A 21,828-nucleotide genomic window follows, 5' to 3' on the forward strand; every position below is an offset into this window, starting at 1 on the left:
AAAAAGCAGCTTCCGATAAGAAGCTGCCGCATAAGCAATTTACTCCTTATCTTTCAAACTTTTCGTTTGCTGGATGTAGCACCTTGCGTGCATTGCTGCCTGCAGGTTGCCGGGTTTCATCGGGCCAGTCCCTCCACCACTCTTGATAAGATTATAAAATTTTCATAGGCTGCTGCAGTACGTCACGAATGTGATGTCCCCATTTGTCGAACTCCAGCAGAAAACCATCATGACCATAAATCGTCTCCACGTTCACATGCCTTGCACCTGGAATCAACGCTGCAAAGCGCTCTATTTCTTCTGGCGGATACAGCAGATCTCTTGAGAAGCCGAATGTCAGCACAATCGCTTCCATCCTTTTAGCAGCTGCTTGCCAACCGCCTCTTCCCCTGCCGATATCGTGACTGTTCATTGCCTCCAATAAGCTGAGGTAACAATTCGCATCAAAGCGATTTACCAGTTTCTCTCCTTGATAATCCAGGTATGACTCCACCTCGTAGGCTGCATCTTTCCGCCGGGAAGCTGCGCGCTGGAAGCGTTCGTTATATTGATGATCGGAGCGATATGTCAGCATCCCTGCCATCCTGGCAATTCCAAGCCCCGCCGCCGGTGGCCTGTCAGCTGGATAGTTTCCTTCCTTCCAATCCGGATCGGAAATGATTGCTGTTTTAGCCAAATGATTATATGCAATTGCATAGTCACTCACATATGGCGTTGCTGCCAGCGGTATCAGTACATCCATGAATTCCGGGTACATGACGCCCCATTCCAGCACCTGCATGCCTCCCAACGATCCGCCGATGACAGCTTTCAAATGCGAAATCCCAAGTTTCTGCAACGCAAGCCGCTGGACAATGACCATATCGCGAATCGTGATAGCCGGAAAAGCTGCCGCGTATCTGCTGTTCGAAGATGGGTCGACCGACAATGCACTGGTTGTTCCATCGCAGCCGCCCAATACATTGCATGTAATGACTGCATATCGATTTGTATCGATGAATCCTCCAGGCTGCAGCAATCCATTCCACCAGCCCGGAGCGGCAGCTGTCCCGATTGCATATTGATCTCCTGTCAATGCATGACAGACAAGTACCGTTTCACCTGAAACAGACCCGCTTTTTTCATATGCCACTTCCACATTTGTCAGGATATCACCTGATTCAAGCTCAATATCCCCGATGAGAAGTTTGCCGGTTTGGTATGATTGTTGTAGATTCATGAGCCGCATACTTCCTCCCCTCAAATAAAAAAACCACCCTGAGAGGACAGGGTGGCATTATGTACCGACATGTCTCTCTCATCTCTAAAGTGCTGCATAACGCACTTTCAGGATTTAGCACCTTAAAAGCATTGCTGCTCATAGGTTGCCGGGCATCGTCGGGCCAGTCCCTCCGCCTCTCTTGATAAGAGCTTGCTATTTATTTGTTAACAGGATTGTAGCATGTGTTTTATGGGCAAGTCAACTGTGAATTCTGAAATTTCAAGCATTAAAAAGTCTCCGGAAATTTGGACGCCCCGCATCAGCTAGTGCCGATGCGGGGCTAAAAGTGTAACTTTTTCTATTGTTATGAGAGGATACCTAATACATCCTCTTGCCGCGGTACTTGTTCCACATGGTAGTTTTCACTTATACGATGCAATCCCTACCTCTATTGCATCCTCACGGCTCCTAGGCCGTTCCAGTCTGAATAAGTACTTCTAATTAAAACTATTGCAGAATGCCAAAGGTCTTCGATAAAGTTACTCAAACATCGAGGACGTTAACTATTCTATCATGCCTTACAATAATTGTCAAACTCCCGATGCAGTTCTTCTCCGCAGCTAACTATCTTTTCCCACATATATCAGTCGCAAACCATTCCATATTTCCTATTTTCAAAAATGCGCTTCGGATTTGGTAATGTTTTTTGACAAAATCACTGAAAACACTTACACGTTTTGGTCAGAAATATTCACGTAAGATATCCTGACAAGTTTGTTACATTTTTTTGCCAGCCACTTATAATGAAAAAAGATTTAAATTTTCAAAAAACAAAGAAGCACACAGGGGGTAGAGAAAATGGATATGTCTAACACGGTATTCATGTTTGTGGCAACCGTCCTAGTATGGTTGATGACACCTGCACTTGCACTCTTTTACGGCGGGTTGGTAAGAAGTAAGAATGTACTGAGTACAGCAATGCACAGTTTCACAACCATGGCAATCGTATCGATCATCTGGATCATAATCGGCTTTTCCCTGGCATTCTCACCAGGTAACGGAATCATTGGGGGATTGGATTTCTTCGGATTGAATAACGTAGGTTTCGACCCGAATGCAGACTCAGGGCATACAATCCCGTTCAACTTATTCATGATGTTCCAAATGACATTCGCGATTCTGACAACTGCCATTGTATCAGGCGCTTATGCCGAACGCATCCGATTCCCGGCATTCCTTCTATTTACAGTACTATGGGTCCTCATCGTTTATTCTCCGCTTGCACACTGGGTATGGGGCGGCGGCTGGATCGCGGAAATGGGCGCATTGGATTTCGCAGGCGGAAACGTTGTCCACATTTCCTCGGGTCTTGCCGGCTTGGTCGTGGCCATTGTCATCGGCAAGCGTAAAAATGCAGGTTCCACTGCACCGCATAACCTTATCTTCACACTAATCGGCGGAGCTTTGCTTTGGTTCGGCTGGTTCGGATTCAACGTCGGCAGTGAGCTTGCTTTCGATGATGTCGCAATGTATGCTTTCATCAATACAAATACAGCTGCTGCTTCTGGTGTACTCGGCTGGATGATCATTGAATGGGCGGTAAATAAAAAGCCGACACTATTGGGTGCTGTATCTGGTGCCATCGCCGGTCTGGTAGCAATCACTCCAGCTGCCGGTTTCGTCTCCCCGATTGCCAGCATTCCAATCGGTTTCATCGGCGGCATCGTCTGCTTCTGGGGCGTTGGCTGGCTGAAACAAAAACTCGGCTATGATGACGCACTTGATGCGTTTGGATTGCATGCGGTCGGCGGTACATGGGGCGGTATTGCAACTGGCTTGTTCGCAAGCGACTCCATCAACGCAATCGTTGAGCACAACGGCCTTTTCTATGGCGGAGGTATTGATTTATTATGGAGACAGGTAGTGGCGATAATTGCAACATTTGCTTTCGTCGGTATCGTGACATTCATTCTGATCACAATCGTCAATCTCATCTTTAAAGCACGTGCAACCGATGAGGAAGAGGCGAAAGGTTTGGATCTTACCATGCACGGCGAGCGTGCTTATCAAGATTAACATTATAAGGGGGAACGGCTTTATGGGTGACATGTTCAAAGTGGAAATCATTACGAGGAACTCAAGCGATCTGGAAGCATTCAAAATGAAAATGGCTGAAATCGGTGTTTCAGGCATGACGTTCTCTCACGTACAGGGCTGCGGCTTGGAGGAGGGCTACACAGAGCTGTATCGCGGTGTCAAGAAAGTACAAAATGTATTTGATCGGCTTAAAATCGAGATTGTCGTCAGCTCCGTTCCAGTCGATGATGTCATAAAAGCCGCTTCAAGCGCTCTTCATACCGGGAAAGCAGGAGATGGAAAAATCTTCGTTTATCCGGTTGGGCAAACGATCGATATCAATACGGGAAAACAAGGTCCTGCTGCACTGTGAAAAAAAGCGCTCCTTTTAGGGGCGCTTTTCCTATGTAAAAAGCCAGTCAGAATCGACTGGCCAGGAGAAGAACATGAGCTTAACAAGAAGTATTGTATCAGCGGGTGCATATCTTATAGCAAAAAGCTGTAGCAGCCTTCCTGCTTTTGGCATAGCAGGAGAGCCGCTTTTATAGCACTATTCTATATGATAGATTTTGGCAGTATTCGGGTTGTTGCCGCTTGGGCTGCGATCTTCTTCAACAAGATTTTTCAAGTGTTTGATAGCATCATCGAATTCAGCGTAGGTAAGCTGTTTTGTAGCATACAAGGAACATAGCATGGCATAAGCAATCGGCATCGTGTTGACTTCGACAGTTACATCCACATCTGAGTTGCCGCTATTGGCAACTTGCGAATTATTATCGTTTCTGCTGGCTGAAAAAGGATTATCATATTTTCTAAGATTGCTCATTGTTCTCCTCCTTTCTTACGGATCACCATTAATACTTCTTGTGTTTTTTGTGGTGGCCGTTTCCTTCTTCATCTTCTTCTAGTTCTGATTCTGCTTCTGCGTCAGCTTTTGTTTTCACCCAAACATAAGAGTTGCCGCTTTTTACAACTTTTGCTTCGTTGTGGTTTTTGGATTTGTTTTTCGCTGCGCTATCGCTGTCGCTGTCGCTTTCGTTATCTACGTTCACTCTGTTTTCGAATTCTTGGTCCTCATGTTCTTTATCATGCTTGTAGTAGCTCATTGATTTATTGCTCCCTTCGTATTTATCTTTGTTTCCCCAACGTTGACCCATCTATAATTCCTCCTTTGTGTTTGATAATCATCTTACAGTTATAAGCTATGCAGTCATCACCCTGTTTGTATGGTCATACTGTTCAGGGGCAAACATGGAATTTGGCGATCAGCCAAGCATGGAAACAATAAACTCGCATGGTCCGACTGCCAACATGGCTGCATTTTGAGATGGAAGGTGAACGGATTATGCAGCACAAAAATAGCGGGCTCCAACTGAAGCCCGCTGCATGTCATTACCTATTTTCTTCTTCATATTCCCTTGTCAGATTCTCTGCTTCCTTTGGCATGCCATCATGGCGTTCATATGTGCCGCCATCCATTTCTTCGTATACTGCTTCTTGCTGTTCCCCGCCAGCAGCATCGTAGTGAATTTCTCCATAACCGCCAGTAAAAGAACGGGAATGGCAAGTAATAGTTTTTTCATGGTGGAACCTCCATCAACAGCTTTTACTATGTCTTAGCCTAATTCTGCCCTGCTTAAACTACTTGCCCGGCGGAGGTTTCCGGCTGGAGAAGGAATTGTATAGGCCAGCACTAGCCAAACCCGCAATACCGCCTGCCCACAAGCGGACTGTCAGCTCGAAATCCAGGAACGGATGAGCAGCTGCACCCAGCATCGCACCGACCAAGACACTTAGTATGGCATGGTAAGAAGCCAGGCGGGAGAAACTCCGCTTCAGCAATTCCACCACTGCTGTCACAATCGGAGCAAGAATAGTCGCAAACATTAGCATCTGATACATCGCTTCATTTTGAATCGGATCCATAAGTCACACCTCCTTGTCATACTGCATACTATGCGGACAAGGAGTGACTTGCAGTTGATACTGACCCACAAAAAACGCACAAGCTGCCAGCAGCTGTGCGTTTGACTCGTTACATCATCGATTTTGGCGGCATTGTGTCATGGTAAAGGAACGGAGCCGGCTTGAGATTCGGAGCACCAGCGAAAGGTTTCGGCTCTGCTACATAATTGAACTGTCCTCTTCCGTCCATGCTTGGTCCGCTAGCCCAGCGGCCTTGTGAACTTTCGCTGCCTCTTGAGAAATTAAACAGCGTATACGCCACTTCTTCTTTTTCCAATCTGCGCGGGAATGTCGTCGGTACCACGATGTCCCTCTCACGCTCTTCTAATTCCTTTACAGCAGCATACCATTGATTTTGGTGCATCGTATCGCGTGCAATGAGGAAGGAAAGCATATCACGCACCCCAGGATCATCTGTCATGCCGTATAAACGCACTACTTGGAGTCTTCCTTGTGATTCTGCATTCAAATTGGCACGGAAATCTGCCAGAAGGTTTCCGCTTGAGATGATATATTTAGCATTCCAAGGATATCCCATGGCATCAGCCGGCAATGCACCCAATCCAGACACGATCGCATGCTGCGGATTCGTGCCGCCCATGATGGCAGCGATGGCAGGGTCACTATCATAAGCCGCCTTTTGATCCTCAAAAGGGGCGTCATCAAGCAAACGCGCAATCATAGTCGCAAACATTTCCACATGTCCGATTTCCTCTGTACCCGTATCAAATAATAAATCCCGGTATTTTGCATCCGCACGCGAGTTGAAGCCTTGCCAGAGATATTGCATCATGACGCTTATTTCACCATACTGTCCGCCTAAAGCTTCCTGCAGCTGTCTTGCAAAAACCGGATCCGGCCTTGATGGTTTGGCGTGATATTGCAGTTCTTTGATGTGATAAAACATTCACTGCCCACCTCTTTCGTTTTTATCCAACGCAGAATTTTATGCACGGAAAAACAAAAGTATGCCAGAAAGTCTAATTAATTCTCCGTCAACTCGTTCTGAGCAGTTCCCTTCCAAACAAACGTGATTACAAGGCCAACAAATAATATCACGCCAGAGAAAACATAAGGATAATTGATATTCATATCAAATAATATCCCGCCGAGCGCCGGTCCGATGATGTTCCCGAGACTGGTGTAAGTGGAGTTCATACCAGCTACAAACCCTTGCTCTTTGCCTGCCGTCCGTGACAGGAAAGTAGTCAGTGCCGGCCTCAGCAGATCAAATGCAAGGAATATGAAGCAAGTCACCAGCAGAACCACCAAGTAACTCATGATCATTGTCGATACAAATGCCAAAACGGCTCCAATGACCAAACACAGCTGAATCAGTTTCTTCTCCCCTAATATATCGACCATTTTCCCAAACAGCAGAACCTGCACAATGACACCAAAGATGGAGCTGAGTGTGATGATCAGAGCGATATCTTTTGGCGCGAATCCAAATTTATGGTCGGAAAACAGACTGAATACCGTCTCATAAGCGGACAAACCAAATGCGAGTATAAAGACGATGAAAAAGGCAATAAAGTAGACTGGATTCAATGATTTCCTTAATTCACCGACGAAACTTGTATCTTTTTTACTTGCTGTTATTTCAGCCAGCTCTTCTTTGCTGAGCGGTTCTTTGAGAATGAATATGGATAGGAAACATGCGATGAACGCAATGATGGCAGCCGCATAAAAAGGTGCCCGGATGCCGTATTCCGCGACATAGCCCCCAATCCCCGGTCCAATGATGAATCCGGTACTGATAGCAGCCGATATGTATCCCATCGCCTTCGGACGTTCCTTATTTGTCGTAATATCAGCTACATACGCCGTAACACCCGGCATGATGAAGGAAGCACTGATTCCTCCCAATATCCTGGATACATAAAGCAGCGAAACATGTGTCGCCAACCCAAAAAGCAACTCAGAGAGCGCGAATAGGAACAAGCCGGCTGTAATCAATTTCTTTCTGCCATATCGATCCACCCAGCGGCCAGCAAATGGAGATAAAATCAATTGCGCCCCTGCAAAAGCGGCCACAAGGTACCCCATCGTCTTGCCTGACAGATGCATGACATCAATGAATGATGGCATGACTGGAATGACGAGTCCCACACCTAAAAATGCGATAAATATATTACTTAATAAAATGATCATTACTGCCTTTTGTTCTTTGATTGGCTTTTTCAACAAGCATTACTCCTTCTGCTGCGAAACGATTAACTAAAGAGCAGGAACACCATAGTGCTCCAATCCAATGTAAGAATGTCCACCAAAGTTAAGTTAAATTAAGTTAAGTTAAGTTAATTAATATATAATCATTATAGTGGTTTGTTTCAAGTTGTAAAGTAACATTTCCCACATTATATTCGTATATCGCCCTGTACTATCATTCCTATCAGTTTCGTTTAAATCCCATATCTTCACACGCATCACCGCAAAACAGTTCCTGCAGCGATACACTTCTTTTTTCCCTGACAGATAACTTGATTGCCTCCAAAAGCTCCAATGTAATCAAACCTGCTTCCCCAGTTACACGCGGCTGCTCCGTTTTCTTCAATACATTTACAAAGTGCTCAAGCTCGGCAGTGATGGGATCGGTATCCTCCACGTGCGGTATTTTTCGTTCAAGCAGCGGATGCTTCCAGCCATATGCTCCTTCGCTATACTGGTAAAAGCGAAAGCTTGGGAAAGCCAAACTTCCCTTGGTACCGAAAAAGAAATAACAATCCTGCTCATTATAATGAAAAACGGGATTTTCATGTACATTGAATTCATATGACCATGGCGAAGGTACTCCATCAGTTAAGAAATATTGGATGATTGTGCCATCATCCGCCTCCAATATTGCCGCGGTCGCATCTTCCACTGCTAATGTCCTGATCTTGTTCCGTCCTGCAGCATAAACACTTTCAATGTGCAAATCTGTAACATAAAGCAGATTGTCCAAGTCGTGGATTCCATTAATCAGAAGCGGTCCGCCCCCTTTTTCTATACGCCACTCTTCCTTAAAATAATCAGTATCTTTAGCAAGCGCCCACATCATATTCACACCGACCAAGTCACCGAGCATTCCGCTATCCAGCAATTGTTTCAAGTGATTGATCTTAGAAGAAAAGCGGCGATGATGCCCAACCAAAAGCTGCACCTGTTTATACCGGCAATAATCGATCATCTTTCGCGCTGCTTCCGTTGTATCGGCGATCGGTTTCTCCACCAGGCAATGCAGCCCTTTATCCGCACAATATATAACAGCTTCTTTGTGCAGATGATTCGGCAAAGTGATGATCACGCCATCCAATGCGCACGCATCGATAAGCTGCTTATAATCCTCGAATAATGGTACATCCAGTTTTTCTGCCCGATTCTTTGCAACCGCATTATTACCAGCAACAGCAACCAATGTCACACCAGCCATCCCTTTGATTCTCTGCGCGAAATTATACCCATGATTCAACCCTAGAACGGCAATCTTCATCTGTTCCTCTCCTTTGGCAGAAATGATTATGGGGTCTCATTTCCATTTTCTATATATCTTTTTATAATGCCTGGTAGCTGTATCCAAACGCAAATGAAATTTTCACAGGTACACTTTCTTTCCTATGAACGGAAGGGATTATCCATCTCAGAGCAGTTTTGATTTTTTTGCAGACAATTCATCCTATGCAGCCAATCCGCTTCACATTTCTTACCGCTGCCTTAACGTATTTGTTTACTTACTCACAAAAAAAACTTCCGCAGGTCATTGCGAAAGTTTTTTGATTCTTTGTATCTGAACATTTTTATGCCAGGGAGGCAATGGTCTAAAAGACTTTCTGATTTTGCAGTTTCGGTTCTGCACCATCTCTTTTCTTCAACCCAGTAACAATGGTAACAATGATGCTGCAAATGGTGACGAAAACTCCTGAAATCCCTACAAAGATCACCGCTGCGTCAGGAATCAACACACCAACCAAAATCAGGATCCCGAAGGCAAAGGCAATGAACACCTGATAAATAGCCGATATTATCTTAACAACCAGATTCCGAAAGAACGATAACAATAATGGCGGTATGAATAATAGCACTAAAACGCCGATATTCAGCCAAATAACCATAGGTTCATCAAATGAAACAGTATTAGGCCCCGTCGGATTTGCAGCCGCTAAAAATAAAGCAGCAATCGCCAGCCCCAACGTCACCAATACAAAGAACAACCGCATAACCATGACAATTCTCCTTTTCCGTACGTATTTTAAATCCATATAAAAATACTTTCACGTAGCATCCTTTAGCTTCGTTGCAGTGTTGTTTTATTTGCGTAAAAGTATGAACATGGCAAGTCAGACTCTAACTTTTCTATGTACCTCATGCACTAGAAATATCGTACACCGTGTTTCATACGCTGAACTTGGTGAATTGTTTCATATTTGACCTATACAATATTTTTATAGCTTGCTTTCGCCTTCCGTACAACTTAGGTCAATTACAGCTCCTGTCATACGACGTTGACCTCACGGACTTTGGATAAGTAAATTCCAAGTTTAGAAGAATACTACTCATTTAAGGTAAGGACTAGGAGCATTGAGAGGCCCAGTCATGATTTCCACTTGCATTTTCATGATACAAGAAACTAATTCCATAACCGCTCTCTACATAGAAAATCCAGATAAAAAAACAGCAAGGATGACCAATGGCCAAACCTTGCTGTTTCGTTGCAGCGCGCTCGGAGGGATTCGAACCCCCGGCAGACGTGGTACCGGAAACCACCGCTCTATCCGACTGAGCTACGAGCGCATATGTAATTTAATGTGACAACGATTATTATACGGGAGATTATTACTTTGTGCAAGTACTTTATGAATAGCCCCTTATACCAGAAAAGAAGAAAGGAGACTAGCTCCTTTCTCAGGTAACATCATTCCTTATAACAGCGAATTTCATATATACCTGCAGCCGGGTCTCCGTTCGTCTGATGAATGACCAGTCGCAGGCGATCTGTTTGAAGCGTGTCTGCCAAACGGTGCACACGGTGGCGCTGGTAATTATCCTGCACACGGAGCACTTCCGTCCATTTTCCATCCACGATGGCTTCCAAAGAGTATTCCTTTGCGCACTGCGGGTCGCGGTAGAATGATTCGTAGGCATGGATTTCCCGCAGTATGTTCCCCGGGAATGTCAGGTCGATCCGGTTGAGTGCTATTTCTTTATCCCAAGTAAGATATACATGCGGGGAATCTGGCATAGAAGGATCTGATTTCCACATATTCGTTGCCTGATACGGCCTTGTCACGCCATTTGTTATGTTTTCCACTTGATAGCAATCCTGCGCGGGTTCCACCTTGAATGACATCGTAATACCATGATCGTATCGCCTCATCCTGCCGCCAATATCAAACGCACATACTTGCCCTGGTAAGATTGCACTGGCGCGATGCCAGGTTACATGCTCATTCTCCAGCAAATCCAATCGGACATAGCCATTTTCCGGAAGATGCTGTCCTTGCTTTAAATCCACATCCCATTCCAGCCATTGAAGCGCACCGGGCGGAACTTGGAAAGTGGTTGCGGCGATGACACCTTCTCCGTCGATCCGATAGTCCCAAATATCCTCCACACCAACAATTTTCGCTGCTACCTCTTGCACGGTATCCGTATTGTTGGACAAGCATACCGATAGACTGTCGAGCGGCTGGCTGCCGGTGGCAATCCATTGCCCTCTGCGATGGCGAAGGAAATCATCTTTCTCGCCTTGATGCTGTCCATACCAAAATTTCAACCCGTCATGATGTCCTTTTGTACTTGGTCCGGCTCCAGCACATACAGCTGTGCTCGAAGCAGTCAATTTTGCTGTCCTGGCCAGATCATCAGGGTCCTCATTTTTTGTATGCAGCAGGAAGCTGCCATCTTTCAGCAGCAATTGCTTAAGCTCATCCATATGCTGATCAGCGATATGCACAGGAGTCAGCTGTTTTTTCACCGCCATGCTGGCAGCTGTACCAACACCCTGACCCATGATTGCGGTCGTCCCCATCACCCGGACAGTGCCAAGGGCAGCATGCGTGGCGCTGACATTCCGGCCAGCCATCATCAAATTATCGATATCCTTGGATATCAGCATATTGAGCGGGATTCCGTATGGTCCGCAAAGTGTTTTTCGCTGGAACTCACTCACCACTTTATAGCCTTCCATGGCAGCAGGTTCACTGCTGTCGGCCAGCAATCCTCCCGGCGCATGCAAGTCGACATTCCAGCCGCCGAATGCCACTTCATCCTGAAATACTTTCTTATCTAGCGGATCATGTTCTGTCATGAGGTATCGCCCCATGATCCTCCTGCTTTCCCGCTTACCCGGCACTTGGCCGATCCATTCCAGGGCATAGTTGGCCGCTTTCACTTTCAACTCGGGATCTTTGTTTTTTATCCAATCCCATACTCCGAGTGTATGTCTGGTCAATTCATGACGTATATCCTCGTTTTCATGGATCGTATCCCAAGGGATGCCGATTTCAAGCCACCAATACCCGCCGCGATAACGGTCGTCTTCTTTATGACTGGTATGGTCGAGCGGGCGGCCTTGTTTATAGAAGAAACTCGCATCATCATAATGTTTGATCCAATCGGGAGCTTTGTAAGGAGCCGGTCTTCCCATGTCGACAGCTTTGAAGTGAAGGGAACTGCCCATCACGTTCTTACTGGCTTTCTCCGGTGCATGAGGTTCCTGGAATTCCTCCCTTGCTTCTTCTCCAAGCCGCCATTCGCAGCCAGCTTGATCAGCAACGACACCATCTCCCGTACAATCGATGAAAACATCTGCTTCAACGGTCAAATCCACTTCTGCATTCAAGATATGACATTGTATGGCGTGAATTTTGCGCTCATCCTTTTTCACAACCCGCTGCACTGTCGTATTCAAATATATATCCAAATTCTCCGTTTCCATCGCCATATCATACATCGTCAAATCCCAGATGCTATTGGTCCAGCCATTTTCATTGATTTCTTCATGATTCCTTGCTCTTTCCTCGATCAGCAGCTCGGATATGATTCCTGTTTCACGTGCGTAGGAATGAAATGCCGCTGCTCCATGCGTCGTCACTCTTACCTCCGACGAACTGTTACCACCAAAAACCGGGCGATCTTGGATGATTACCGTTTTAGCGCCATTCCGTGCTGCCGCCACAGCCGCACATAACCCTGCCAGACCTCCGCCGCAAACCGCCACATCGACCTTCACTTGCTTCTTTAACACGTAAATCCCCCCAAAGAGTTTGGATTAGCCTTTGACTGCACCATCTGTTAAGCCTTTGACAAAGTATTTTTGCAAAAAGAAGAAAAGCAGCAATATCGGAATGACCGATATGACCGAAGCACTGATGACCATTCCCCATGGAACGAGGGATGATGTTGTCTGGAATGAGGCAATACCGACGGGCAATGTTTTCATCGCTTCTTTTGTCAGCATCAAGGAAGGCCACATAAAGTCTCCCCACACCCACATGAACTTGAGGACGGCGATGGTGAATAATGTCGGGATCGCATTAGGCAGCACAATCCGGAATAACGACCGGATCCGTCCGCAGCCATCGATGAAGGCCGCTTCTTCCAATTCTTTCGGTATCCCGAGAAACGCCTGCCGCAGCAAGAAGATACCAAACGGGCTCACCAAGTCCGGTAAGATAATCGCGATGAACGTATTGGATAGTCCGAGCGGTGCCAGCATCAAGTACAGCGGCACGACGAGAATCTGTACGGGAATGATCAGTGTTGCCACCACGAGTATGAAAAGCAGCTTCCGTCCCCTGAAATCGACTTTCGCCAGTGCATAAGCTACCAATGGACAGAAAATCAAGTTACCCAGCACCGCCACGACAGCGATTGTCACACTATTGAAGAACCATCTCGCAATTGGATAACTGGCAAAAACTTCTTTGAAATTCTCCAAGTACAATCCATTTCCCGGAAAGAAATGAAACCCTGATACAATTTGACTCAAAGGTTCGAAGGCACTTTTGAGCATCACATAGAATGGAAAGAACGCAAACAACGCAATCGGTATCAGCAGTATATACGTCAGCACGTTCATTTTCTTTGTACTTTTCATGCCGCCTTATCCTCCCTTCCAAGGAAATAATATTGGACGAAAACAAAGCAGAGTACGATTGCAAACATGATTCCGGAAGCAGCTGTCGCTAACCCGAAAGATGTGAAGATTTTCTGATACATATAGACAACCAGTGTCATCGTCGCATTGCCTGGTCCGCCCTTTGTCATCACCCATATTTGGTCGAAGATCTTGAAGGAGTTGATCAGCAGCAGGACGACAACGAAAAATGTCGTTGGCTTCAAAGATGGCAGCGTCAGATGAATGAACTTTTTCCACGCATTTGCGCCATCCATTTCCATTCCTTCATAATGCTCCTGCGGTATTTGCTGCAGCCCGGTCACATAAATGATGGCGTAAAGGCCGAAGCTCTGCCAGATACTCACAAGGATGATCGCCGGAAGGGCAAAATCGGATTGAAACAGCCAGTTTTGTCCGTCGATTCCGAATATCCCTAAAAATGCATTGATAAATCCTTGCGGCGAATACAATAGCGTCCAGATGATACCGGTAATCGCCATCGGTATCACAAGCGGCGTCATGATCAAGGTACGGATCACCTTGATTCCTCGTAATGGACGGTGCACCAATAAAGCTGTGCCAAGGGCCAGCAGCAGACTTCCAATCACATAACATAACGAAAAGATCAGTGTATTCCATAATGTGGAGCTGAAGATTGCATCCTCTGTCAAAAGAAATTGATAGTTTTGAAATCCAACAAATTCTTTATCACCAAGCAGATCCCATTTAAAGAAGCTGATGAAAAATGCATAAACCATAGGAAAGATGAAGAATCCACCCAAAAAGATGACAGCTGGCAGCGAGAGAAGCCATCCTAGCAGATTTTGCTTTTTGCCGGCAAACATATAAACTGCCTCCTTCCTTTCACCTACTAATAATTGATTGCTTGATTCACTTGAATATCGATATTCTGCAATGCCTCTTCCACCGGCATCTCACCTGTTATAGCTGGAACGAGATAAGACTGCTGTGCCGACCATCTTTCTGTGTAGCCGTATTTGGATTGCTGCATCAGTTGGGCTGCACCTGCTTCGATGCTTTGCTCCAGCTGCGCATCGATCGCTTCCCAGGCTTCTGGTGTTTTGGCTTTCACCTCCGCAATGTCGGTTTGGATCGATTCATCCAGCTTCTCTATTTCGAACGGAGAAACATAATGCGAACTTTCCATGAAGATACTCGTCTTGTCAGGAGCAGCCAGCCATTTTGCAAATTCAGCAGCCGCTTCTGTGTTATCTCCATTGGCATTCACTGCGATACCATGGGGAGCCAAGTGACTGGCACCGCTGGCTGGTCCTTCCGGCATTTGTGCCATCGCCCATTTGTCTTTGATTTGCTCATCTTCATACCAATCTTGCTGATCGGCTGTCGGCTGCGTGAAAGTGAACATGGCAACATCTCCATTGGTAAAACCATTCACAGCGCTCACTCCAGCAACCGAAACGTTTTCGGTATAAAAGCTTTTCATGAAAGAAAGTGCTTCTTCCCCTGCTGGTGTGGCCAATGATGATTGATCATCCTGCAAATACGACCCGCCTGCTGCTGTCAGCATTGACCCCCACGATAAATTCATGGCATTCAAATGCTCATCCATTCCATTGAATTGAAATCCGAGCGTTCCTGGTTCCCCATTCTGACGGGTGCTGTCCGAGATATCCTTGGACACATCGAACAATTCTTCCCACGTGCCCGGCGGCTGTTCATAGCCATGAGCTGCCAATATATCTTTGCGATAAAACAGCACGCTGATTTCGTATCCAAGCGGCAGTGCCAGGATGTCATCGTCCACTTTATAACCGTCCAACAGCTGGGAATACGCAGCTAACTCTTCCTCGCTCATCCCCATCTCCTTTGCAGACACCAACGCCCCGTTGATATACGACTGATCCAGTGCGCCAACATAGAAAACATCCGGTCCATTCCCCGATATAAGCGCAGTCTTGATCTGTTCCCTTCCGTCAGACCAAGCCAATATTGTCAGTTCCACTTGGATATCATCATGTTCGGCATTGAATTCAGCGACCAGCTGTTCGAATTTCTCCGGTTCTACAAAAGGCAGCAGCCATACCTCGATGGTTGTGACTCCATCACTAGTTGCATCACTGCGCTGTGAACAGCCAGCTAATAATAAACAGCAAATAAACGTAAGACTGACCACACATATCTTTTTCCGCACATTCACTCCTCCTTAGTAATCACAAGGCTTCGCTGTGGAACTTCGTATAACCAAGTTGGTCTTGACTACTACTCTTTCCGGGATAGCGTTCGCCGCCATAATCATGTTCAGCAGCAGTTTGGCAGCTCTATAACCTATTTCCTTCCGCGGCAAGTGCACTGTCGTGAGGCTGATTTGATGCAGACCCGAAATCTCCAGATTTTCAAAACCCATGACGGAGATATCTTCTGGCACACGATAAGCATGTGCACGCAGCCAATCGATTGCACCGATTGCCAGCAGATCATTTTCAGTGAAGATGGCAGTCGGCTGTTTTGTCTGTTTCATCAGCTTCTCAGCCCCTATCCTGCCATGGACGATGCTGCCTCCCACTCTGTGTACATATTGGCTATTCATAGCTATATCATTGGCATGCAAGCTCTCCAGATAGCCCCGATAGCGTGCTTTACTTTCCGATGCTTGCTTCGACATTCCTACATATCCGATACGCCGATGGCCTTGATCGATCAGATGCTGCACCGCAGATCCGGCAGCTGCCGTTTGATCGAAATCAATGGATGAAATCTGTAGATGCTGTTCTTCCTCCAATACATCCCGCAAAAAAACGATCGGAACATCTGTGCACTCTATCATGTCGAGCATGTCGTCATCCAACTTACCAGGCTTCATGATGATGCCATCGATATTCCGCTCCAGCAGACTTTTGAAAAAGCGTCGTTCCTTTTCCGCATCCAACAGGGTATTTCCATAAATCACTTGATAGCCTTCTTTGGACAAAAGATTTTCGACACCTAAAGCTACTTCCGAGAAAAACGGATCTGTTATATCGGACAGCATCAGCCCGATCATATTCGATTTTTTCGTGATCAGGCTCCTTGCATTCACATTTGGCTGGTATCGCATTTCTTTGGCAGTTTCCAACACACGTTTTCGCGTCTTCTCACTCACATCTGCATTGTTATTCAAAGCTCTTGAGACTGTGGATATCGATAGATCAAGCTCTCTTGCGATATCCTTGATTGTTCGCACCATCTACCTCCTCCTTCGGTTCGGAAACGTTCCCGGAAATGTTATTGGTAACGCTTACATTTCAGGATAGTGGGTGACTCATGAAAAAGCAAATACGTTTTCTAAGCATTTCTAATAGAATTTTTAATCTGATGGATTCAAAGTTTGATAAATTTTCTCCATGTATTTTCACCGCTATACCAGAGCCATGATAGGAAGCCTTCCATAATATTCAGTCTCCCAAGCTTGTTGCTTTACCATATAATCCATAAATTAAATTTTGAAAAAGAAGCTGTCATCCATATGCGCAGAGCTGAAAATCGACTATTTCATCGTTAAAAAACCCGAACTCACATCAATCTTCTCAAAGATTGATGTCGCAGTTCGGGTTTTGATTGCGTGAGCAATGTGCATTTATGTCTTACTTCGGATACATATATTGCGGTGCTGGCTGCAGCTCTTGTTTTTCACCATGAGCAGTCGGGGCCGCTTCATAGTTGAACTGACCGCCGTCAGGAGCAGTGCCGTTTGCCCAGCTGCCTTCTTTGGAGTCTTCTCCTTCAGAGAAGTTGATCAAGCTATGGGAGAAGCTGTCTGCTTCAAGCTCTTTCGGGAAAGAACCTGGTACGATGATACCGTTTTTCTCTTCCAGCTCACGTGCTGCTGCAATCCATTGGTTTTGGTGCATGGAATCACGTGCGAGCAAGAAGGAAAGCATATCGCGGACACCTTTATCTTCCGTCATTTCATAAAGACGAGCAACTTGCAGACGTCCTTGGGATTCTGCGTTGATATTAGCACGAATGTCTGCTAGGAGGTTACCGCTTGCGATGATGTAGCCTGCATTCCAAGGCACACCGTTACTATCCGTCGGACGAGGTCCCAGACCGGAAACGATCGCATGCTGCGGATTCATGCCGCCAAGGATGGCTCCGATGACAGGATCCTTCGCTGCTTCTTCCTGTTCTTTGACTGGCGCTCCATCAAGCAGGCGAGCGATCATCGTTGCGATCATTTCCACGTGGCCGATTTCTTCTGTTGCAGTGTCCATGATCAAATCTTTATATTTTTCTTCGCCGCGGGCGCTCCATCCTTGGAATAAGTATTGAAGGGCTACAGTGATTTCACCGAACTGTCCACCCAGGATTTCCTGCATTTTCTTGGCAAACAATGCATCCGGCTTATCCGGTTTTGCTGGATATTGAAGTACTTTCGAATGGTTGAACATGTTGTTGTTACCTCCTAGGATTTGAATGGTTTACAGTTGACTAGATTCCACACTGGTAAAATTTCTAAACCCGTTCCTGAAGATGTAATTAAAATGAAAAATGAACCAGCTTGCAGGAAATCGTCAGCCAAAAGTCAAAGTTAAGGATACACTGCATTTCCAGCGTTTATCCGCCCTCCAACTAGGGAAGGATGGAATAGGCGAAAGAAAGTAAGTATTTTGTTTGACCTTTATTGACCTTTTAGGTAAGATAAAGTTAGTCATTACTTAGAATAATGAGCTCATATCCAAAGGAGGATCTATTATGAACCTAATCCCTACAGTTATCGAACAAACAAACCGAGGAGAACGTGCTTACGATATCTACTCCCGTTTGCTAAAAGACCGGATCATCATGCTTGGCAGCGCAATCGATGATAATGTTGCCAACAGCATCGTTTCCCAGCTGCTATTCTTGGCTGCGGAAGATCCAGAAAAAGATATTTCCCTATACATCAACTCACCAGGCGGATCCATCACAGCAGGTATGGCCATCTATGATACAATGCAGTTCATTCAGCCAAAAGTATCTACGATCTGCATCGGTATGGCAGCATCCATGGGAGCATTCCTATTGACTGCCGGTGAAAAAGGCATGCGCTATGCACTTCCAAACAGTGAAGTCATGATTCACCAACCTCTTGGCGGTACACAAGGCCAGGCAAGTGATATCGAAATCCACGCTCGCCGCATCATCGAAATGAGAAAGAAATTGAACGAAATCATGGCAGAGCGCAGCGGCCAGCCGCTTGAAGTAATCGAGCGCGACACAGACCGCGATAACTTCCTTACAGCAGAACAAGCAGTGAACTACGGCTTGATCGACAAAGTAATGGAGAAAAAACCTGTATAATACAACAGAAAAAAGCCATCCAGCAACGTAAGCTGGATGGCTTTTCTTATTCATGGATAACAAGTGTATCCGCGAACATATCATGTAATCCTTGTTTATTCGGTGTGAATGCCACGACCGCATACAAGATGAACAAAAATAACATACGATGAATGAAACGGCCGACTACCTCGCGAATCAGTGTATCCGACCAGGATAACCGTCCCCCATCCTTCCGTATGACCCGGAGTCCGAAAATCATCTTACCCAGTGTCTGACCGCGCCACTTCGTCATCACCAAGAAATAAACGAAGAAGATCAATCCCCCGAGCAGCCCGCTGACGCTCCATATCCAAAGGGTGGCTTCACTGAAAGCGTCTATCATCGTAAATGGCTGGACGAGCAGCCCTGTCAAACTGAATACGACGATTAGGTCGACGATATACGCCCATAATCGCATCCAGAATCCTGCATAACGCTTTTCAGGTTCCGCTAGCTTGACCGGTTCGGACAATTCCTCCACAGCGGCCCTGTCGGAATCCAAGCTGGAATGATATACAGGTTCCTGTACGTCTGCATTATGCTTCGGCTCCTCATATCCGACAGTTTCCACTGCTTCAGGTATCTCTTTTCTGGTTACTTCCTGGTCGGATGACGTTTGTTCTTCTGGATGCTCCCGTTTTTCTTTATCCATTCCAACGCCTCCTATTCCGTATAAAGATACATGGCTGCCGGTGAATTCGACTTGCCCATCAATTCCTTGATGCCAAGCAGGTCAGAATCCGATACAAACAGACCTTCTGCAGCTGTAGCCCAGAATGATCCCATGCCAAATCCGTCCCCTGTATACTCAAAAACTTCTGCTCCATCAAGCCCTTGCTCTTCTTTCATCATCGCAATGGTATCTTCGAGATCGCCTAGATCGTCGACCAAACCATTTTCCATGGCCTGTTTACCGGAATAAACACGTCCGTCTCCAAGTTCGCGGACCTTCTCTTCCGGCATATTGCGTCCGTCTACGATCACTTGGACGAAATCAGCATACATATCATCGATGATCGATTGCAGGATATCCCGTTCTTCATCTGTCATGTCGCGTGCACCTGACATGATATCTTTATGCTCGGCACTTTTGATGACTTCTTCTTTGATGCCGATTTTATCTGCCAGCTCGGCATAATTGAGTGAGGACATGATCACACCGATCGAACCAGTTAGTGTGGCTGGGTGTGCAACGATTTTATTAGCGCTCGCCGACAAATAATAGCCGCCAGAAGCTGCTGTGTTCCCCATCGAGACATAAACCGGTTTCCCGTATTCTTCTTGGATTTCCACTACTTTATCGTGAATTTCAGCACTTTCGACGACACCGCCGCCAGGACTGTTCACTTCGATGACGACACCGCCGACCGTTTCATCCATACCTGCTTGCTCCAACTGCTCCAGCAAGGCTGTATGATTATATGTACCGCTAGCCAATAGCGAAGATTCTTCCCCAGTATCCTGAATTGTGCCTTCCACTTTCACCACCGCTATCCGTTTCATCATATCTCCATCCTCGATGATTTCCTCACCCATGTAGGAGCCTCCGGTTGCAGTATCAAGTGCATCTGTGAAATTGCTGTTGATAACCGAGAACAAAGTCTGGAAGCCGATCGAAACGACCAGCAGTAAAGCAGCAATTCCGATTGCGACCCAACGTTTTACATTCAAAATATAATCTCCTTTCCATTACATAAAGATCTTACTTTTCGATTCCAAAAAAACTTACTCTACAAGCCTACACCATGAAAGGCTCACTTACCACATTTTAGCAGAAAAAAAGCCCTGAATTTATTCAGGACTTTCTGTTCCATCAGCTGGCAGCTGACGGAGCCGTGATGAGGGCTGTGAGTTCCTCCATTGCTGCGGATTCATCTGGTCCATCGATCTTCAATGTGATCAATTCCTCCTGCGCAATTGCCAAACTCATCAAACCCATGATGCTTTTTGCATTGACCGATTTGTTCCCTTTTTCGACATGGACAGAGGCACTGTAACGACTGGCTTGCTGGACAAAGCTTGCCGCTGGTCTGGCTTGCAAGCCAGTATCCAGGGTGACACGCAACGTTTTCTGGATCATATGCGATTCCTCCCACCTTCCAAGTAAGCGCTATCAATTTTTAGGAAAAAGAAAACACCCTTATGAGTGTCTTCTAAGTATACCACATGCCATATATGCTTCATACCTGCTTATGCTTTTTTAATAGATGTCCCATTTCGCAGTCTGTCAGCGAACTCATCTATTTTACGCAGCCGGTGGTTGATTCCTGATTTACTTATCTTTCCGGTCGAAACCAGTTCCCCAAGCTCCTTCAAAGAAACGTCTTGATGCTGGACCCGAAGCTCTGCGATTTCCTGCAATTTATCAGGCAGCGCTTCGATTCCGACGGTATTCTTGATGAAGTTGATATTCTCCACTTGGCGGAATGCAGCACCGATCGTCTTGTTCAAATTGGCTGTTTCGCAGTTCACCAGCCGATTGACAGAGTTGCGCATGTCACGGACAATCCGCACATCTTCAAATTTGAACAGTGCACTGTGCGCCCCTACGATGTTGAGGAACTCAGTGATTTTCTCCGCTTCTTTCAAATATGTGATAAAGCCTTTGCGCCGCTCCGTGCTGCGGGCATGAAGATCGAATGCATTCATCAATTCGCACAGTGCGTCACTATGTTCTTTATGCGTATTGAATATTTCCAAGTGATAAGACGATGTTTCGGGATTATTCACCGATCCTCCTGCCAGAAAAGCACCTCGCAAATATGCCCTGCGTTTATCGGCAGTATCTGTGAAAGATGTACTGATGTTGCGGTTGAAAGTGAAATGATCTTCAAGGATTTCCAAATTGCGCAGCAAACCTTCTACTTCTTTGTTCAATCGTACGATATATACATTGTTTTTCTTCAGTTTCATCTTTTTGCGGACGAGCAGCTCGATCGGATGATGATAAATTGCCTTCAGCAGTGTATAGATGCGTCTTGCGATAGCTGCATTTTCCGTCTGGACATCCAGCATATACTCTTGTCTTGAATAAGAAACACTGCCGTTCATCCTGATCAAGGCAGCAAGCTCACTTTTCACATCCGTCATCTCGATCGGTATGGTCGTCAATTCCTTTTTTATCTCTGATGCAAAGCTCACGAAGCTCTCCCCCCTCTTCCAG

22 protein-coding genes, 1 tRNA gene and 2 riboswitches are annotated in these 21,828 nt (G+C 46.0%); of the genes, 3 read left to right on the top strand and 20 right to left on the bottom strand.

The features are described 5' to 3' along the window. Window positions 1-43 precede the first annotated feature (43 nt). Window positions 44-152, bottom strand: a riboswitch (SAM riboswitch). Then, window positions 152-1,219: a homoserine O-acetyltransferase MetX gene (metX, locus tag SFC66_RS00855; RefSeq protein ID WP_411216816.1), complete on the bottom strand. Its 1,068-nt coding sequence runs from the start codon at window positions 1,217-1,219 to the stop codon at window positions 152-154. It overlaps the preceding riboswitch by 1 nt. 75 nt (window positions 1,220-1,294) lie before the next feature. Further along, window positions 1,295-1,410: riboswitch (SAM riboswitch) on the bottom strand. Window positions 1,411-2,059: 649 nt separating this feature from the next. Here metX and SFC66_RS00860 point away from each other — a divergent pair. Both SFC66_RS00860 and SFC66_RS00865 read left to right on the top strand, forming a co-directional pair. After that, window positions 2,060-3,277, top strand: a complete 1,218-nt coding sequence (locus SFC66_RS00860) for an ammonium transporter (RefSeq protein ID WP_411216817.1) — start codon at window positions 2,060-2,062, stop codon at window positions 3,275-3,277. A gap of 22 nt (window positions 3,278-3,299) precedes the next feature. Beyond that, window positions 3,300-3,650 (top strand): P-II family nitrogen regulator, encoded by a 351-nt coding sequence (locus SFC66_RS00865; protein WP_411216818.1) that lies wholly within the window; start codon window positions 3,300-3,302, stop codon window positions 3,648-3,650. A gap of 177 nt (window positions 3,651-3,827) precedes the next feature. Here the strand turns inward: SFC66_RS00865 and SFC66_RS00870 are convergent, their stop codons facing one another. The 15 genes from SFC66_RS00870 to SFC66_RS00940 all read right to left on the bottom strand — a co-directional run bounded on the left by SFC66_RS00870 (window position 3,828) and on the right by SFC66_RS00940 (window position 17,752). Then, window positions 3,828-4,103: a hypothetical protein gene (locus SFC66_RS00870; RefSeq protein WP_411216819.1), complete on the bottom strand. Its 276-nt coding sequence runs from the start codon at window positions 4,101-4,103 to the stop codon at window positions 3,828-3,830. Window positions 4,104-4,131: 28 nt separating this feature from the next. Next, window positions 4,132-4,434: a hypothetical protein gene (locus SFC66_RS00875; RefSeq protein WP_411216820.1), complete on the bottom strand. Its 303-nt coding sequence runs from the start codon at window positions 4,432-4,434 to the stop codon at window positions 4,132-4,134. A 264-nt stretch (window positions 4,435-4,698) separates the two neighbouring features. Further along, a complete protein-coding gene (locus SFC66_RS00880; RefSeq protein WP_411216821.1) occupies window positions 4,699-4,860 on the bottom strand; it encodes a hypothetical protein in 162 nt (53 codons plus the stop codon). Window positions 4,861-4,918: 58 nt separating this feature from the next. Further along, window positions 4,919-5,203, bottom strand: coding sequence for a holin (locus SFC66_RS00885; protein WP_411216822.1), 285 nt, complete (start codon window positions 5,201-5,203; stop codon window positions 4,919-4,921). Between the two features lie 109 nt (window positions 5,204-5,312). Then, window positions 5,313-6,149: a manganese catalase gene (locus SFC66_RS00890; protein WP_411216823.1), complete on the bottom strand. Its 837-nt coding sequence runs from the start codon at window positions 6,147-6,149 to the stop codon at window positions 5,313-5,315. 77 nt (window positions 6,150-6,226) lie between these two features. Further along, the gene (locus SFC66_RS00895) at window positions 6,227-7,429 is read right to left on the bottom strand and encodes an MFS transporter (protein ID WP_411216824.1); all 1,203 of its coding nucleotides are present in this window, start codon (window positions 7,427-7,429) and stop codon (window positions 6,227-6,229) included. 208 nt (window positions 7,430-7,637) lie between these two features. Continuing rightward, a complete protein-coding gene (locus tag SFC66_RS00900; protein WP_411216825.1) occupies window positions 7,638-8,717 on the bottom strand; it encodes a Gfo/Idh/MocA family protein in 1,080 nt (359 codons plus the stop codon). 325 nt (window positions 8,718-9,042) lie between these two features. Beyond that, entirely contained in the window at window positions 9,043-9,447 is a 405-nt protein-coding gene (locus tag SFC66_RS00905; protein WP_411216826.1) for a hypothetical protein, read from the bottom strand. A 492-nt stretch (window positions 9,448-9,939) separates the two neighbouring features. Further along, window positions 9,940-10,015, bottom strand: a tRNA-Arg gene (locus tag SFC66_RS00910). Between the two features lie 121 nt (window positions 10,016-10,136). Beyond that, window positions 10,137-12,470 (bottom strand): FAD-dependent oxidoreductase, encoded by a 2,334-nt coding sequence (locus SFC66_RS00915; RefSeq protein ID WP_411216827.1) that lies wholly within the window; start codon window positions 12,468-12,470, stop codon window positions 10,137-10,139. Window positions 12,471-12,494: 24 nt separating this feature from the next. After that, window positions 12,495-13,322 carry a carbohydrate ABC transporter permease gene (locus SFC66_RS00920; protein ID WP_411216828.1) on the bottom strand — a complete coding sequence of 276 codons (828 nt, stop codon included), beginning with the start codon at window positions 13,320-13,322 and terminating at the stop codon, window positions 12,495-12,497. After that, complete coding sequence (locus SFC66_RS00925; protein ID WP_411216829.1) at window positions 13,319-14,188, bottom strand: carbohydrate ABC transporter permease; 870 nt, start codon at window positions 14,186-14,188, stop codon at window positions 13,319-13,321. The genes SFC66_RS00920 and SFC66_RS00925 overlap by 4 nt, the downstream gene beginning before the upstream one ends. A 26-nt stretch (window positions 14,189-14,214) precedes the next feature. Beyond that, window positions 14,215-15,516: an ABC transporter substrate-binding protein gene (locus SFC66_RS00930; protein WP_411216830.1), complete on the bottom strand. Its 1,302-nt coding sequence runs from the start codon at window positions 15,514-15,516 to the stop codon at window positions 14,215-14,217. 12 nt (window positions 15,517-15,528) lie between these two features. After that, complete coding sequence (locus tag SFC66_RS00935) at window positions 15,529-16,548, bottom strand: LacI family DNA-binding transcriptional regulator (protein ID WP_411216831.1); 1,020 nt, start codon at window positions 16,546-16,548, stop codon at window positions 15,529-15,531. A gap of 397 nt (window positions 16,549-16,945) precedes the next feature. Then, window positions 16,946-17,752, bottom strand: a complete 807-nt coding sequence (locus SFC66_RS00940) for a manganese catalase (RefSeq protein ID WP_411216832.1) — start codon at window positions 17,750-17,752, stop codon at window positions 16,946-16,948. Between the two features lie 304 nt (window positions 17,753-18,056). Here SFC66_RS00940 and clpP point away from each other — a divergent pair, with 304 nt between their 5' ends. Next, on the top strand, window positions 18,057-18,644 hold the full coding sequence (gene clpP / locus SFC66_RS00945; RefSeq protein WP_038564644.1) for an ATP-dependent Clp endopeptidase proteolytic subunit ClpP: 588 nt from the start codon (window positions 18,057-18,059) through the stop codon (window positions 18,642-18,644). 46 nt (window positions 18,645-18,690) lie between these two features. On the opposite strand, the gene SFC66_RS00950 is transcribed toward clpP, so the two are convergent. From SFC66_RS00950 to whiA, 4 genes are all read right to left on the bottom strand, one after another. After that, window positions 18,691-19,317, bottom strand: coding sequence for an RDD family protein (locus tag SFC66_RS00950; RefSeq protein ID WP_411216833.1), 627 nt, complete (start codon window positions 19,315-19,317; stop codon window positions 18,691-18,693). Between the two features lie 11 nt (window positions 19,318-19,328). Further along, window positions 19,329-20,336, bottom strand: coding sequence for a signal peptide peptidase SppA (sppA, locus tag SFC66_RS00955; protein WP_411216834.1), 1,008 nt, complete (start codon window positions 20,334-20,336; stop codon window positions 19,329-19,331). Window positions 20,337-20,478: 142 nt separating this feature from the next. Next, window positions 20,479-20,745: an HPr family phosphocarrier protein gene (locus tag SFC66_RS00960; RefSeq protein WP_411216835.1), complete on the bottom strand. Its 267-nt coding sequence runs from the start codon at window positions 20,743-20,745 to the stop codon at window positions 20,479-20,481. A 110-nt stretch (window positions 20,746-20,855) separates the two neighbouring features. After that, window positions 20,856-21,806 (bottom strand): DNA-binding protein WhiA, encoded by a 951-nt coding sequence (gene whiA / locus SFC66_RS00965; protein ID WP_411216836.1) that lies wholly within the window; start codon window positions 21,804-21,806, stop codon window positions 20,856-20,858. Window positions 21,807-21,828: the final 22 nt, after the last annotated feature.

The organism is Terribacillus saccharophilus (genome assembly GCF_046592895.1).
Taxonomy (GTDB): Bacteria; Bacillota; Bacilli; order Bacillales; family Amphibacillaceae; genus Terribacillus; species Terribacillus saccharophilus_D.